12 protein-coding genes and 1 rRNA gene are annotated in these 13816 nt (G+C 71.7%); 2 read left to right on the plus strand and 11 right to left on the minus strand.

From position 1 onward, the window contains the following. Positions 1 to 52 precede the first annotated feature (52 nt). Positions 53 to 694 carry an NUDIX domain-containing protein gene (locus tag K4G59_RS19320; protein ID WP_231252697.1) on the minus strand — a complete coding sequence of 214 codons (642 nt, stop codon included), beginning with the start codon at positions 692 to 694 and terminating at the stop codon, positions 53 to 55. Positions 695 to 740: 46 nt separating this feature from the next. Between K4G59_RS19320 and pepN the strand changes: the two genes are divergently transcribed. Beyond that, positions 741 to 3188: an aminopeptidase N gene (gene pepN, locus K4G59_RS19325; RefSeq protein ID WP_231252698.1), complete on the plus strand. Its 2448-nt coding sequence runs from the start codon at positions 741 to 743 to the stop codon at positions 3186 to 3188. A gap of 145 nt (positions 3189 to 3333) precedes the next feature. Here the strand turns inward: pepN and pyrG are convergent, their stop codons facing one another. From pyrG to K4G59_RS19365, 8 genes are read right to left on the minus strand one after another with little or no spacing between them, the layout of a single operon-like run. Continuing rightward, positions 3334 to 5025: a CTP synthase gene (gene pyrG / locus K4G59_RS19330; protein ID WP_231252699.1), complete on the minus strand. Its 1692-nt coding sequence runs from the start codon at positions 5023 to 5025 to the stop codon at positions 3334 to 3336. Between the two features lie 11 nt (positions 5026 to 5036). Beyond that, on the minus strand, positions 5037 to 5930 hold the full coding sequence (locus K4G59_RS19335) for a copper transporter (RefSeq protein ID WP_231252700.1): 894 nt from the start codon (positions 5928 to 5930) through the stop codon (positions 5037 to 5039). After that, positions 5927 to 7123, minus strand: coding sequence for a putative cytokinetic ring protein SteA (gene steA / locus K4G59_RS19340; RefSeq protein WP_231252701.1), 1197 nt, complete (start codon positions 7121 to 7123; stop codon positions 5927 to 5929). Before steA ends, K4G59_RS19335 begins: the two co-directional genes overlap by 4 nt. Positions 7124 to 7138: 15 nt before the next feature. After that, positions 7139 to 8950 carry a DNA repair protein RecN gene (gene recN, locus K4G59_RS19345; protein ID WP_308189442.1) on the minus strand — a complete coding sequence of 604 codons (1812 nt, stop codon included), beginning with the start codon at positions 8948 to 8950 and terminating at the stop codon, positions 7139 to 7141. After that, a complete protein-coding gene (locus K4G59_RS19350; protein ID WP_372461839.1) occupies positions 8904 to 9851 on the minus strand; it encodes an NAD kinase in 948 nt (315 codons plus the stop codon). The genes recN and K4G59_RS19350 overlap by 47 nt, the downstream gene beginning before the upstream one ends. Continuing rightward, positions 9851 to 10690, minus strand: coding sequence for a TlyA family RNA methyltransferase (locus K4G59_RS19355; RefSeq protein WP_231252703.1), 840 nt, complete (start codon positions 10688 to 10690; stop codon positions 9851 to 9853). Before K4G59_RS19355 ends, K4G59_RS19350 begins: the two co-directional genes overlap by 1 nt. A gap of 5 nt (positions 10691 to 10695) precedes the next feature. Further along, the gene (locus K4G59_RS19360) at positions 10696 to 10965 is read right to left on the minus strand and encodes a hypothetical protein (RefSeq protein WP_231252704.1); all 270 of its coding nucleotides are present in this window, start codon (positions 10963 to 10965) and stop codon (positions 10696 to 10698) included. Positions 10966 to 10975: 10 nt separating this feature from the next. Beyond that, positions 10976 to 11995 (minus strand): HAD-IIA family hydrolase, encoded by a 1020-nt coding sequence (locus K4G59_RS19365; protein WP_231252705.1) that lies wholly within the window; start codon positions 11993 to 11995, stop codon positions 10976 to 10978. 48 nt (positions 11996 to 12043) lie between these two features. On the opposite strand from K4G59_RS19365, the gene K4G59_RS19370 reads away from it, so the two are divergent. Further along, entirely contained in the window at positions 12044 to 13162 is a 1119-nt protein-coding gene (locus K4G59_RS19370; protein WP_231252706.1) for a DUF1015 family protein, read from the plus strand. Here K4G59_RS19370 and K4G59_RS19375 read toward each other — a convergent pair. Together K4G59_RS19375 and rrf are read right to left on the minus strand one after the other, a co-directional pair. Continuing rightward, a complete protein-coding gene (locus tag K4G59_RS19375) occupies positions 13137 to 13499 on the minus strand; it encodes a single-stranded DNA-binding protein (protein ID WP_231252707.1) in 363 nt (120 codons plus the stop codon). The two genes, K4G59_RS19370 and K4G59_RS19375, sit on opposite strands and share 26 nt — an antisense overlap. A gap of 197 nt (positions 13500 to 13696) precedes the next feature. Beyond that, a 5S ribosomal RNA gene (gene rrf / locus K4G59_RS19380) occupies positions 13697 to 13814 on the minus strand. Positions 13815 to 13816: the final 2 nt, after the last annotated feature.

The raw sequence follows: 13816 nt of genomic DNA on the forward strand, positions 1-13816 counted from the left end.
CACGACTGTGTGTCGCCCCTCACAGCGGGAGCGAGACTACTCCCGCAGGAGGTCAGTGCGCCTCCAGGGTCCCCCGCTGCCGGAGCACCTCGTAGGCGAGCACGGCCTGGGCGAGCGGACCCTGCCGGACCCGGCCCTGCAGCACCGCCTCGAGCAGGTCGGCGACGGGAGTCCAGAAGACCTCCATCTCGGCCTCCTCGTGCCGCATCTCGAAGTTCCCACGGGGCGCGTGCGAGAGCCCGCGCGCGAGGAAGATGTCGTGGACCTCGTCGCTGATCCCTGCGCTGGACCACGTGCTCAGCAGCAGCCGCCACTCCGCCGCCTCGAGCTCGACCTCCTCGCGCAGCTCGCGCTTCGCGGTCTCGACGGGCGGCTCGTCCGCGGCATCGCGCAGGCCCGCGGGCAGCTCGACGAACTCGTGGCCGCTGGTGTGCCGGTACTGCCGCAGGCACACGACCCGGTCGTGCTCGTCGACGGCCATCACGATGACCGCGCCCGGGTGCTCGAGGCTGATCCGGCTGAACTGCTCGGGGTGCTCGGGGTGCTCGGGGCGGGTGATGACGTCCTCGCGCAACGCCACCACCCAGTCGTCGCGATGGAGGTAGCGGCTGGAGACCACCGGCCAGGACATCGGCCGGTCCGCGGGCAGCTCGGCAGGAGGAGTTGCGGGCACAGCGCCGTCCGGGGTGACCATGCCCCGAACGCTAGCGCGGATGGACACGGTGAGTACGGTCACCCTCATGACGTTGTCGACGCTCACGAAGCACGAAGCCGCCACCCGCTCGGACCTCCTCGACGTCCAGCGCTACGACATCGCGGTGGACATGACGGGTCTGCTGGAGGGCGAGGTCTTCGCCTCGGTCAGCACCATCACCTTCACCTGCTCCGAGCCCGGCGCCTCGACCTTCGTCGACGTCGCGATGGACGTCGCTCGCGCGACCCTCAACGGTGAGGAGCTCGACGTCACGACGGTCACCGACGGGCGGCTTCCGCTGCCCTCCCTGGCCGCCGACAACGTCCTGGTGGTCGAGGCCAGCACCACCAACACCGCGACCGGCGAGGGCATCCTCCGCACGGTCGACCCGAGCGACGAGCTCGTCTACGTCTGGACCAGCCTCGAGCCCGACGAGGCGCGCCGCGTGTGGGCGTGCTTCGACCAGCCCGACCTCAAGGCGCCCCACCGCTTCGTCGTGACCGCGCCCTCCTCGTGGTTGGTGACCTCCAACGGCGCCCCGGAGTCGATCGAGGACGCCGACTCCTCCGCCGCGCGGACCTGGACGTTCCCCGACACGCCCCGCCTGTCGACGTACGTCGTCGTGGTCAACGCCGGCCCCTTCCACGAGGTGCGCCGACAGCACGACGGCTACGACCTCGGCTTCTACTGCCGCCAGTCACTCGTGCCGATCCTCGAGCGCGACCTCGACGAGATGGTCACCCTCACCCGTCAGGGCCTGGCGTTCTTCGGCGAGCGCTTCGGCTACCCCTTCCCCCAGGAGCGCTACGACCAGGTCTTCGTGCCCAACCTCGGTGGTGCGATGGAGAACTGGGGCTGCGTCACCTACGGCGACGGCCAGCTCTTCCGCACGCCCCCGACCCACGCACAGCGTGCGGTCCGCGCCGAGTTCATCTTCCACGAGATGGCACACATGTGGTTCGGCGACCTGGTGACCATGCGGTGGTGGGACGACCTCTGGCTCAACGAGGCGTTCGCGTCGTGGGCAGCCAACTGGGGCATGGCCGGCGCCAGCGAGTTCACCGACCAGTGGGCGACCTTCCTGGCGGTGTCCAAGCGCACCGCCTACGAGATGGACATGAGCCCGGCGCGCCACCCGATCCGCAGCGACGTCCCCGATGTCTCCGCGGCGATGTCGAACTTCGACGCGATCACCTACGTCAAGGGCCAGAGCGTGCTGCACCAGCTCGTCGCCTTCATCGGCGAGGACGCCTTCGTCGAGGGCCTGCGCGACTACTTCAGCCGCTACGCCTTCTCCAACACCCGCCTCGACGACCTGATGGACTGCTACTCCCGCGCCTCGGGGCGCGACCTGTCCGCCTGGACCAAGGCGTGGCTCGACGAGGCCGGCACCGACGTCATCTCGCTGGTCGGCGACGAGCTCGTCGTCGAGACCACCGATGGGCAGGAGCCGCGACCGCACCGGCTCGACATCGCGGTCTTCGACTCCGCCGGCGACGCGCTCGTCGCGATGGGTCGCTCCTCGCACGAGGTCGACGGGTTCCGCACCGCAGTGAGTCTCCCTGCGGGTGACCTGCGCCTGGTCAACGCCGGCGACCACACGTTCGCGGCGGTCAAGCCCGACGCCACCTCGCTGGATCGGATGCTGCGCCACGTCGACCAGTTCGAGGACCCGCTCGACCGCGCGCTGGTGGCCGCGACGGCGGGTCAGCTGCTGCTGCTCGGCGACGTCGCGCCGCGGGACGTCGCTGCCGCTCTCGCGACCGCGCTGCGGGCCGAGACCAGCCCCGCGCTGATCGAGCCCTTCCTCAGCCAGGCCCTGCTCGTCGCCGACCGCTGGGCCCCGGGTGCGGAGTCGCCCGACCTGCTCCGTGGGCTTGCCGACGCCGTCGTGGGCCTGGTCGACGTGCCGGACGCCCGCCAGGCCGCGCTGCGGACGTTGGCCGCCTCCGCCTCGACCGCCGACCACTGGTCGGTCCTGGAGGCCGCCGCCGAGGAGGCCACCGACCTCGACCTCGCCTGGCGCATGGCCGTACGCCGCGCCGAGCTCGGTGACTACGACGAGGACCGCGTCGCGCGCCTGCTCGAGGCCGACCCCGACCCCGATGCCGGCATGCGCCGCCTCGCGGTGCTCGCCGCCCGCCCCGACCTCGAGGCCAAGGAGGAGGTCTGGCGGGCCTTCTTCGTCGACTACGCCGTCCCGGCGAGCCGCGAGACGCTCGTGCTCGGCTCGACGTTCTGGCGTCCCGGCCAGGCCGACCTGCTCGCACCGTTCACGCATCGCTACCTCGAGGAGCTGCGCACGCTCAAGGGCGGCCTGCTCAACCAGGGCCTCACCATCCGCGCGATGTACCCCCTCGGTGCGGGCGACGCGGACTTCCTCGCCGCCGCAGAGGCCGCGGCGGACGACACCAGCCTGATGGCGTACGCCCGCAACCAGCTGCGCTCGAACTCGTTCGTGCTCAGCCGGATCCTGCAGGCCCGCCAGCTCTGACCGGGCACTTCCTCGCGCTCAGGAGCGCCGACCGGGCACTTCCTCGCGCCCAGACGCGCCGACCGGGCACTTCCTCGCGCCCAGGAGCGCCGACCGGGCACACCCCGCAGCTCGTCGTCCGCTCCCGGCTGCGCGCGGACCCCTCTCAGTCCTCCGCGTCGTCCTTGCGGCGAAGCCCCGACTCGTCGAGCGGGAACCGCTCGGAGCGCTGCCGCTCGATCGCGGCACCGACCAACCCCGCGAAGAGCGGGTGCGGACGAGTGGGGCGCGAGCGCAGCTCGGGGTGCGCCTGCGTCGCGACGTAGTAGGGGTGCACGTCGGCGGGGAGCTCGACGAACTCCACCAGGCCCAGCTCGGGGTTGATCCCGGAGAAGACGAGACCGGCGTCGGCGAGCGTCTGGCGGTAGGCGTCGTTGAACTCGTAGCGGTGGCGGTGGCGCTCCTCGATCACGTCCGCGCCGTACGCCGCGCGCACGACGCTGCCCTCGAGGAGCGCGGCCTTCTGCAGGCCCAGCCGCATCGTGCCGCCGAGGTCACCGGCCCCGTCGACGAACTTCTTCTGCTCCTCGATCGTCGAGATCACGGGCTCGACCGTGTCGGGGTCGAACTCGGTCGACCCGGCCTTGGTCAGGCCGGCGACGTCGCGGGCGTACTCGATGACCATGCACTGCAGGCCGAGGCACAGGCCGAGGGTGGGGATGCCGTGGGTGCGGGTGTAGCGCAGCGCGCCGAGCTTGCCCTCGATGCCGCGCACGCCGAATCCGCCGGGCACCAGCACCGCGTCGACGTCGCCGAGCTGCTTGGCAGCTCCTGCGTCGGTCTCGCACAGGTCGGAGGCGACCCAGCGGATGTTGACCTTGGCCTCGTGGGCGAAGCCGCCGGCGCGCAGCGCCTCGCTCACCGAGAGGTAGGCGTCCGGAAGGTCGATGTACTTGCCGACCAGCGCGACCGTGACCTCCTCCGAGGGGTGGTGCACGCGGCGCAGCAGGTCGTCCCACGTGGTCCAGTCGACGTCGCGGAACGGCAGGTCCAGACGGCGTACGACGTAGGCGTCGAGGCCCTCGCGGTGGAGCACCTTCGGGATGTCGTAGATCGACGGGGCGTCGGCTGCCGTGACCACGGCGTCGTCGTCGACGTCGCACATCAGCGCGATCTTGCGCTTGATGCTCTCGGGCAGCTCTCGGTCGGCACGGCACACGATCGCGTCAGGCTGGATGCCGATGGAGCGCAGGGCGGCCACCGAGTGCTGGGTGGGCTTGGTCTTCAGCTCGCCCGACGGCCCGATGTAGGGCACGAGGGAGACGTGGATGAAGAAGCAGTTGTCGCGACCGATCTCGTGCCGCGTCTGGCGAGCAGCCTCCAGGAACGGAAGCGACTCGATGTCGCCGACGGTGCCGCCGATCTCGGTGATCACCACGTCGATGTCGGGTCCGCCCATCGCGAGGATGCGGTCCTTGATCTCGTTGGTGATGTGCGGGATGACCTGGACGGTGTCGCCGAGGTAGTCGCCGCGACGCTCCTTGGCGATCACCGTGGAGTAGACCTGACCGGTCGTGACGTTGGCGATCTGGTTGAGGTCGGTGTCGAGGAAACGCTCGTAGTGCCCGATGTCCAGGTCGGTCTCGGCGCCGTCGTTGGTGACGAACACCTCCCCGTGCTGGAACGGGTTCATCGTGCCCGGATCCACGTTCAGGTAGGGGTCCAGCTTCTGCATCGTCACGCGCAGGCCGCGCGACTTCAGCAGCTGGCCCAGGCTCGAGGCGGTGAGCCCCTTCCCGAGGGAGGAGGCGACGCCTCCGGTGACGAAAACGTGCTTGGTCGGCGTGCGGCTCTTCACGGGCTTCGATCCTACCCGAGTGGGACGGGTCCGTCGGCACCCGACGCACCGAAGGCGCCACCGGGTGTGGTCAGCGAGCGCTGGAGGGTCATGATCGCGGTCACCCGGCCGGCGGCGGTGTCGATGCCGTCCACGCTCGCGACCGCTGCTGCGGCGGGGTCGGCGCGCAGCCGTCCGAGCTGGCCCTCTCCCCCGTCCGCGGTCACCCCGGCGACGACGACGCCGGCAGCCTGGGCGGCGAGGCCCTCGACCAGCCCTGCGAGCACCGCGTCGGAACCCTCGTCCCCGGCATCGTCGCCGAGCACCAGCAGCACCAGGGGCGCGCGACGCTCGACGTCCGCCTGGTCGTCCATCAGGTCCGCGCCGCTGACGGCGTCGAGCACGGCCCGGGCCTTGCCGCTGACGTCCTGGCCCTCGGCCTCCTTGGTGGCGATGGCGAGACCGAGCAGCTGGCCGATCCGGTCGTACGTCGACGCGTCGGCGGCGACGTCGTCGTCGGAGCCCAGCTGGGTGAGCAGCTGGCTGCCGAGCGTGTCGACCAGCGACTTCTGGTCGGGGTCCAGGAGGTCCGCTCGCAGGTCGTAGCGCGCACTCACGGTGCCGCCGGCTGCGCCGACCTGCTCGGTCAGCGCGGTCACGAGCTGCTCGTCCGCGCCGGGGACGGTGACGATCGCGACCGACCGGTCTGCGAGCCGCCCGGCGAGGACCGGAGGAGCGAGCGTGGAGACGAAGCGCTCGGAGTAGTCCGCCTTGCCGCCGTCGTCGGCCGGCTCGGCGGCGTCGCGGCTCGCAGCCGTCACCGTGGTGCCCACGTCGGACAGCGGACCTCCCCCGAGGACGATGCCCGCGGCAAGTGCCAGGAAGACGGCGACGATGGTCAGGACGTGGTGACGCAGGGTGATCACGGGAGTGTTCCTCGGACGTTGTCGATCAGGTCGGTGGTGCTGCTCGTGACGACCGGCGAGAGGTCGTCGACCCACTGCTGGCCGACGGGGGTGACGCTCACCGCGGCGCCCACGGCGAGCGCTCCGGCGATGAGCGCACCGACGAGGTGCCGGGGCCGTACGGCGCCGTCGTAGAGCTGCGGCACGGCGCTCGCGTCGACGAGGTCGGGGCCCACCTTGAGCCGGGTCAAGAAGGTGCTCGCCAGACCGGCGCGACGCCGGTCCAGGAACTCGTCGAGCGTGGCGTGCATGCCGACCCCGACGATCAGCGAGGCCTCGCGCGCCGAGGCGAGCAGCAGCGCTGCGTCCTCGGCGGTGGCCGTGGTCTCGAAACGCAACGGCCGGATGCCGAGCCGTTCGAGCTGCTCGGTGGCGCTGCGTGGCGCACCCCGCTCGACCAGGACGACCACGTCGCGGGCCTTGCGGAGCACGGCAGCGCTCGGCAGGTCGTCGACGCCGCTGACGACCACGACGTCGGGACGGTGGCCGGCCTTGGCGAGGGCGTCCGCTCCGTGGTCCACGCCGACGAGGACGGGGCGCTGCTCGCGCACGAAGGGCTTGATGCCGCGCAGCTCGTCCTGCCAGCCGTGCGAACGCACCGTGACGACGACCGGTCGCCCGGCCATGTCGGTCGCGGTCCGCGGCACGCCCTGGCCATGGAGGAGCAGGTCCTGCTCGCGCCGCAGGAACTCGGTGCTGTTGTGGGTGAAGCTCTCCAGCTGGGCGCTCAGCCCGCTGCGGGCGCGCCCCATCTCGGAGCGGACCAGCTCCGCGGTCACCTCGCGACCGGTCGCGACGAGCGTGTCGCCGGCATGCAGCACTCCCGCATCGATGCGGACGTCGGTGCCGTCCTTGAGGCGTTCGAACACCCCCGGGCCCGCGTTGTCGACCACCAGGACACCGGCCTCGACCAGCCGCTCGGGCCCGAGGTTCGGGAAGCGTCCCGACACCATCGGGCCGCTGTTCACCACGGCGACGACCCCGGCGTCGATCAATGCCTGCGCGGTGTCACGATCCATGTCCAGGTGGTCCAGCACCGCGACGTCACCGACGTGCAGTCGGCCGAGCAGGCTGGCCGTGCGCCGGTGGATCCTGGCCGGGCCGCGGACACCGGGGAGAGCGGGGGCTGGGCGGGAGCGCACTGCGAACTTCATGACCGCGCCATGCTCTCAGCCGCGACCCTGCCCCTCAGGGAGGCACGCCCGCTCGGGCGCGGCGGCGGCGAGCAGCTCGCGGGCATGGGCACGGGCGCTGTCGGAGTCCTCCACCCCGGCCAGCATCCGTGACAGCTCGCGCTCACGCTCGTCCTCGCCCAGGGTGACCAGGCCCGAGGTGGTGACCGACCCGTCGCTGGACTTGTGCACGACCACGTGGCGGTCGGCGTACGCCGCCACCTGTGGCAGGTGGGTGACCACGAGGACCTGCGAGGAGTGCGCCAGCGCAGCAAGTCGGCGCCCCACCTCGATGGCGGCCTTGCCGCCGACGCCGGCGTCGACCTCGTCGAAGACGAAGGTCGGCACCGAACCGGTCTCGGCCAGCGACACCTCGAGGGCGAGCATGACGCGGGACAGCTCACCGCCGGACGCCCCCTTGTGCAGAGGCCGCGGGTCGGCACCGGTGTTGGCGGCTAGCAGGAACTCCACCTCGTCCACGCCGGACGAGGTCGCGCGCAGCCAACGTCCGTCCACGTGCAGGACGGGACCGGACGGGACGGCGGGCGCTGCCACCTCGGACTGCGTCACCGCGATGGTGACGACCGCGTGCGGCATCGCCAGCGAGGTGAGCTCGTCGCTGACGGCCCTGCCGAGGCGCACCGCTGCCTTCGTGCGCTGCTTGCTCAGCTTCGAGGCCAGCACACCGAGCTCTGCGCGTAGGCGGTCGCGGCGCGCCTCCAGCTCCGCGACGCTGCCGTCGGCGTCCTCGAGGTCCAGCAGCCGCTTGGCGCCGTCCTCGGCCCACTCCAGCACCTCGTCGATGGTCTCGCCGTACTTGCGGGTCAGGGCCGTCAGCGCGGCCCGGCGCTCGGACACGTGGGCGAGGCGTGAGGGGTCGGTCTCCAGGCTCGAGGCGTAGGACGCCACGTCGCCCGCGACGTCGACCAGCAGGTGCCCGAGCTCGGCGACGCGGTCGGCGAGCTCCCCCGCGGTCGCGTCGTGCTCGCGGACCCCGTCGAGGGCCTGGCGGGCAGCGCTCGTGGTGCCCAGCGCGTCGGGCGCGCCGTCCTCGCTCGACAGCGCCTCGCGGGCGGTCTCGGCGGCGGTGCGCAGCGTGTCGGCGAAACCGAGCCGTGTCTCCTCGGCAGCGAGCTCGAGGTCCTCACCCGGCCTCGGGTCGACCGCCTCCACCTCACCGAGCCCGAAGCGGAGCTGGTCGGCCTCGCGGGCACGCTCCCGGGCGGACCCGATCACGTCGGCGAGGGTGCGTTCGGTCGCAGCGAGCTCGGCGTAGATCCCGGCGTAGTCAGCCGCGGTCTTCGCCATCGCGGGGCCGGCGAACCGGTCGAGCGATGCACGCTGGGCGCCGGACTTCAGCAGGCGGTGCTGGTCGGACTGGCCGTGCACCGCGACCAGCGGTTCGGCGATCTCGGCGAGCGTGGTGACGGGCACGGATGCCCCGCCGACCCAGGCGCGCGAACGTCCCTGTGCCGCGACGTTGCGAGCGAGCACGACCCGGTCGTCCTCGACGACTCCTCCGGACTCCTCGACAGCCTCGCGGAACCCAGCCAGGTCCCCCGCCGACACCACTCCCTCGACGCGCGCGTGTCCTGTCCCGGAGCGTACGGCGCCGGGGTCCGCGCGCCCGCCGAGCAGCAGGCCGAGTGCGGTCACGACCATCGTCTTGCCTGCGCCGGTCTCGCCGGTGATCGCCGTGAGGCCGGGCCCGAGCTCGAGGGTCGAGGAGTCGATGACGCCCAGCGAGCGGATCCGCAGCTCCTCAAGCATCGTGGTCACCACCGTCGCGGCGACGACGTTCCGCGGCACCTCGCCAACCCTCGACCGGCAGTCCGAACTTCGCCACCAGCCGATCGGTGAACGGCGCCTGGTGCAGGCGCACCAGACGGACCGGGCGGGCACCGCGACGTACCTCGATGCGGGCGCCGGGCGGCAGGTCGACGGTCCGCCGCCCGTCGCACCAGAGCACACCCGAGCCTTCGGTGTTGGCCAGCACCTCGACCGCGAGCACCGACGTGGGCGCCACCACCATGGGCCGGGCGAAGAGCGCGTGGGCGCTCAGCGGCACCATCAGGAGCGCCTCGACCTCGGGCCAGACGACCGGGCCGCCGGCGCTGAAGTTGTAGGCGGTCGACCCCGTGGGGGTCGCGCACACCACGCCGTCGCAGCCCCAGCGCGACAGGGGTCGGTCGTCGACCTCGACGACCACCTCGAGCATGCGCTCGCGGGCAGCCTTCTCGACGCTGGCCTCGTTGAGGGCGAAGGTGGAGAAGAGGGTGTCCTGCCCGACCTTCACGCACACGTCCAAGGTCAGCCGGTCCTCGGCGGTGTAGTTGCGCTCCACGATCGCCGCGATCGTGGACTCGACGTCTTCCTGCTCGGCCTCGGCGAGGAAGCCGACGTGGCCGAGGTTGACGCCGAGCAGGGGCGTGCTGGTCTCGTGGGTCAGCTCGGCGGCGCGGAGGATCGAGCCGTCCCCTCCGATGACGAGCACCAGCTCGCAGCCCTCGCCGGGCACGTGGTCGGGAAGGGTCGTCTCCACGAGCCCGTCAGCGTCGGCGAGACCGAGGTCGTCCGCCTCGTCCGCCAGCAGGCGTACGGCGATGCCGTGCTCGGTCAGCTGCTGCACGCACGCACGAGCGACGTCACGTACGTCCGCGCGTCCCGTGTGGGCCAGCACCAGCACGCGGCGTACGGGGCTCTCGGCGATCACGGGACCACCCTCTCACCCGCCACCCCCAGTGTTGCGGCGCGCTGCACCTCCGCCGTGATGTCGTCGGCGCCGATCGCTGCCGGGCCGTGGCGCAGCAGCAGGAAGAACTCGACGTTGCCCGATGGTCCGGGCAGGGGGCTGACCGTCACGGCGACCGCACCCCAGCCGCGCTCGGCCGCGAGCTCGGCGATCGTGGTCACTGCCTCGGCCCGCAGGCCGAGGTCACGCACGACACCGCCCTTGCCGACGCGCTCCTTGCCGACCTCGAACTGCGGCTTGACCATCAACGCGAGCTCACCGTCGCTGCGGGTCACCGACAGCAGGGGGTCGAGCACCAGGGTCAGCGAGATGAAGGAGAGGTCCCCGACCACGAGGTCGACCGGATCGCCGATGAGGTCGAGGGTCAGCTCGCGGATGTTGGTGCGGTCGTGCACGTGCACGCGGTCGTCGCTCTGCAACGACCAGGCCAGCTGCCCGTAGCCGACGTCGACCGCAACCACCTCACGTGCGCCGGCCCGCAGCAGCACGTCGGTGAACCCGCCGGTCGAGGCTCCGGCATCGAGGCACCGCTTGCCCTTCACCCTGACGCCGTGGGCCGCAAAGGCCTCGAGCGCTCCTGCGAGCTTGTGTCCACCGCGCGAGACGTAGTCGACCGACGTCGGGTCCTCGCGCACCACGATCGCCGCGTCCGTGGTCACGCCGGTCGCGGGCTTGGTCGCCACCGCGCCGGAGACCGTGACACGCCCGGTCGCCACCAGCTCGCTGGCGTGCTCCCGCGAACGGGCCAGACCGCGGCGCACGAGCTCCTGGTCGAGGCGAAGTCGTCGTGGGGGCACGGGTGTCAGGAACCCTGCTCGTCGCCGGACTGGTGCGAGGCGACGGGCTCTGCGTCGAGCGCGCGACGCAGCTGCTCGTGCGCCTGCTCGAAGACCCGCACGTGCTCGCTCAGCGGCGATCCGACCATCGCGGCGACGTCGGCCAGGACCCGGTCCACAGCCTCGACACCGGTCGGCTCGTAGCTCGGTGCCTCACGGTGGGAGACGCCATCGACGCGCCCATCCCCTGCGTCCGCACCCGGTTCGTACGCCGGGGCGCCACGCTGCTCGTCCATGGGTCCGACCCTACTCGGCGCCGAGGCGTCGGACCGGTCCGGGCGGCACCGTGTCGGTGACGTCCGCGGGCTGGCCGACCTCGTCCAGGTGGAGCCAGCACGCCGTCGCAGCGACGCGCCACCAGTCCGCGTCGCTCCCTGCGCCGTCGACCTCGAGACGGCCGTCCACCACCGTGCCGGACCACCCGCCCAGCTCGGCGCGAGCGCCATCGACCTCAGGGGCCGGATGGGGCTCGAAGAGCCCTGCCAGGTCCGGTGAGATGTAGGTCGGTCTCAGCTGCGTGCCCGCCGTGGCGAGCTCCTCGAGCCAGGTGACCCCGGTGAGCACCAGCAGCGACGGTACGCCGATCGCGTGGGCGCCCTCGATGTCGGTGTCGAGGCGGTCCCCCACCATGATCGGCCGGTCCCCGCCGACCCGCAGGACGGTCTCCTCCATCAGTGGCTTCTCGGGCTTGCCGGCCACGGTGGCCTCGACGCCGGCGAAGCCGGTGATCGTCTGCACCAGCACGCCGTGCCCGGGGGCCAGGCCGTAGGCGGTGGGGATGGTCATGTCGGCGTTGCTCGCCACGTAGGGCAGCCCGTCGCGGACCAGGCTCGCGACACGCATGATGTCGCGCCACCGGACGTCGGGTCCGTAGCCGCTGGCGACCGCGACGGCACCGTCCGGATCCTCGACCGGCTCGAGGCCCGCCTCGAGGAGCGCCGCACGGAGACCGTCCCCCCCGAGCATGAGGATCTTGGCGCCTTCGCCGAGGGCATCCGCGAGCACGCGGGCAGCGGCCTGCGCAGACGTCACCACGTCAGCCGGCTCCGCATGGACGCCCATCCCGACGAGCTTCTCCGACACCTGGTCGGGGGTGCGTGCGGCGTTGTTGGTCACGAACGCGACGTGCCGACCGCTGGCACGGATCCGGTCCACCTTCTCGGCGACGCCCTCGATGGCATCGGTCCCGACGTAGACCACGCCGTCGAGGTCGAACATCACCAGGTCGTGCGCCTGCACGATCGGAGTCCTGCACTCCTCGAGCATGCTGCACCCCTCTCCGGGCTGTGACGAGTGTCCCCCTACGATGCTCCGATGGAACTCGCCAGCGTCGTGCCGCCGTACGTCGCGACGCCTCTCGAGCTCCTGCCGTTCCGTGCGGTGATGCTGGCGCCCGAGCGGGTCGGGGATCCCGCATCGGCCAGAGCGCTGGCGCGACCCTATCGCGACGTCGCGGCCCGTCTGGAGCAGTGGATCGCGCAGGGTCGCGCCACAGCGGACACCGCACCCGCGATCTATCTCCACGAGTACACCGTCGGTGGCCTCACGGTGCGCGGCCTCGTCGGCGCGCTGTCGATGTCGCGTCGGGCGACGTCCTTCGACGAGCGAGCCGTGTGGCCACACGAGGCCATCCATCCCGAGCAGGCCGGCGAGCTGGCCGACCGGATGCTGCAGATGGACCTCAACCCTGCCCCGATCCTCCTGGTCCACCACGGGCGAGCCCAGCTGCGGGAGATCGTCACGTCCGTCAGCCAGAGCGCACCCGACTGGCGCTACCTCGACCGCACCGGCCAGCGCCAGCGCATCTGGGCCATCCGCGACGCCGACACCCTCGCAGGGATCGCCGGGCTCCTCGCGACGACTCGCTGCCTCCTCGCCGACGGCCACCACCGGTACGCCGCGTACTTGCGTCTGCAGGAGGAGCACCCTGGAACGCCGTGGGACACCGGCCTGGCCATGCTGGTCGACCAGGACGACACTCCCCTGTTCCTCGGGGCCATCCACCGGACCTTCCCGGGCACCACGCTCATCGACCTTCTCGGCGCCTCGCGCGCCGCGGGGGCGCAGGTCACTCCTCACGAGCGCCATCAGGCCCTGCTCGCGCTCGACAGCACGCACTTCGTGCTGACCGACGGTGAGTCGTGGCACGTGGTGACACCGCCGGCCCTCCCCCAGGACGCACCCGTGTCATGGGTGCACGACTCCGTGCTTCCGCGTCTGACCAGATCGGAGGTCCGCGTGATGCACCACCACAACGTCGACGAGGCGCTGGCTGCAGCGGGCCCTGCCGCGCCGGCGGTCCTCCTGCCCAGCCCTGACTTCGAGCAGGTGCGGGCCCTGGTCGAGTCCGGGGGTCTTCTCCCGGAGAAGGCAACGTCATTCCAGCCCAAGCCCAGTCTTGGGGTGCTCATGCGCCCGGTGCTCGGCGGATGATCCTCGCGGCCGAGGTCTCGACCTCCACGCGGGATCGGGTGGCGCCCCCCGCCTGGTAGAACCGGCACCTGACGGCGCCCTCGACCTCGACCAGGTCACCGACCCGCCAGGTGAGCACGCTGCGACGCACACGAGCACTCCACGCGGCGCAGGGCACCGAGTCCACTCGTTGACCGGTCGTCGCACCGGCCCTGGGCACCGACACCCGGAAGGTGATCACGGCGTCACCACTCGGCAGCTCCACCGTCGTGGGACCGCTGGTGAGTCGACCCACCAGTCGTACGTCGTTGAGGGCGACCTCGAGGTCGCCGGCGTCCTTCGTCTGTGTCTTGGTCACAGTCCACCTCCTGTGACCACACCATTCCCCTGGCGACCGACAACCGCGCGGCAGTGCCGGTGTGCCTGTGGACACCTGCGCTAGGGAGCCACCTGTGGACACCTGCAGGCCCACGATCGGCATGCTCCGTGACCCGGGAAACGTCCGGGAACGCAAAAGTGGGGCCACCCGAAGGTGACCCCACTTCCACAATGTATGTCCGGCGGCGTCCTACTCTCCCACAACCTCTCGGTTGCAGTACCATCGGCGCTGAAAGGCTTAACTTCCGGGTTCGGTATGGGACCGGGTGTTTCCCGTTTCGCTATGGCCGCCGTAAC

The organism is Nocardioides furvisabuli (genome assembly GCF_021083185.1).
Taxonomy (GTDB): domain Bacteria; phylum Actinomycetota; class Actinomycetes; order Propionibacteriales; family Nocardioidaceae; genus Nocardioides; species Nocardioides furvisabuli.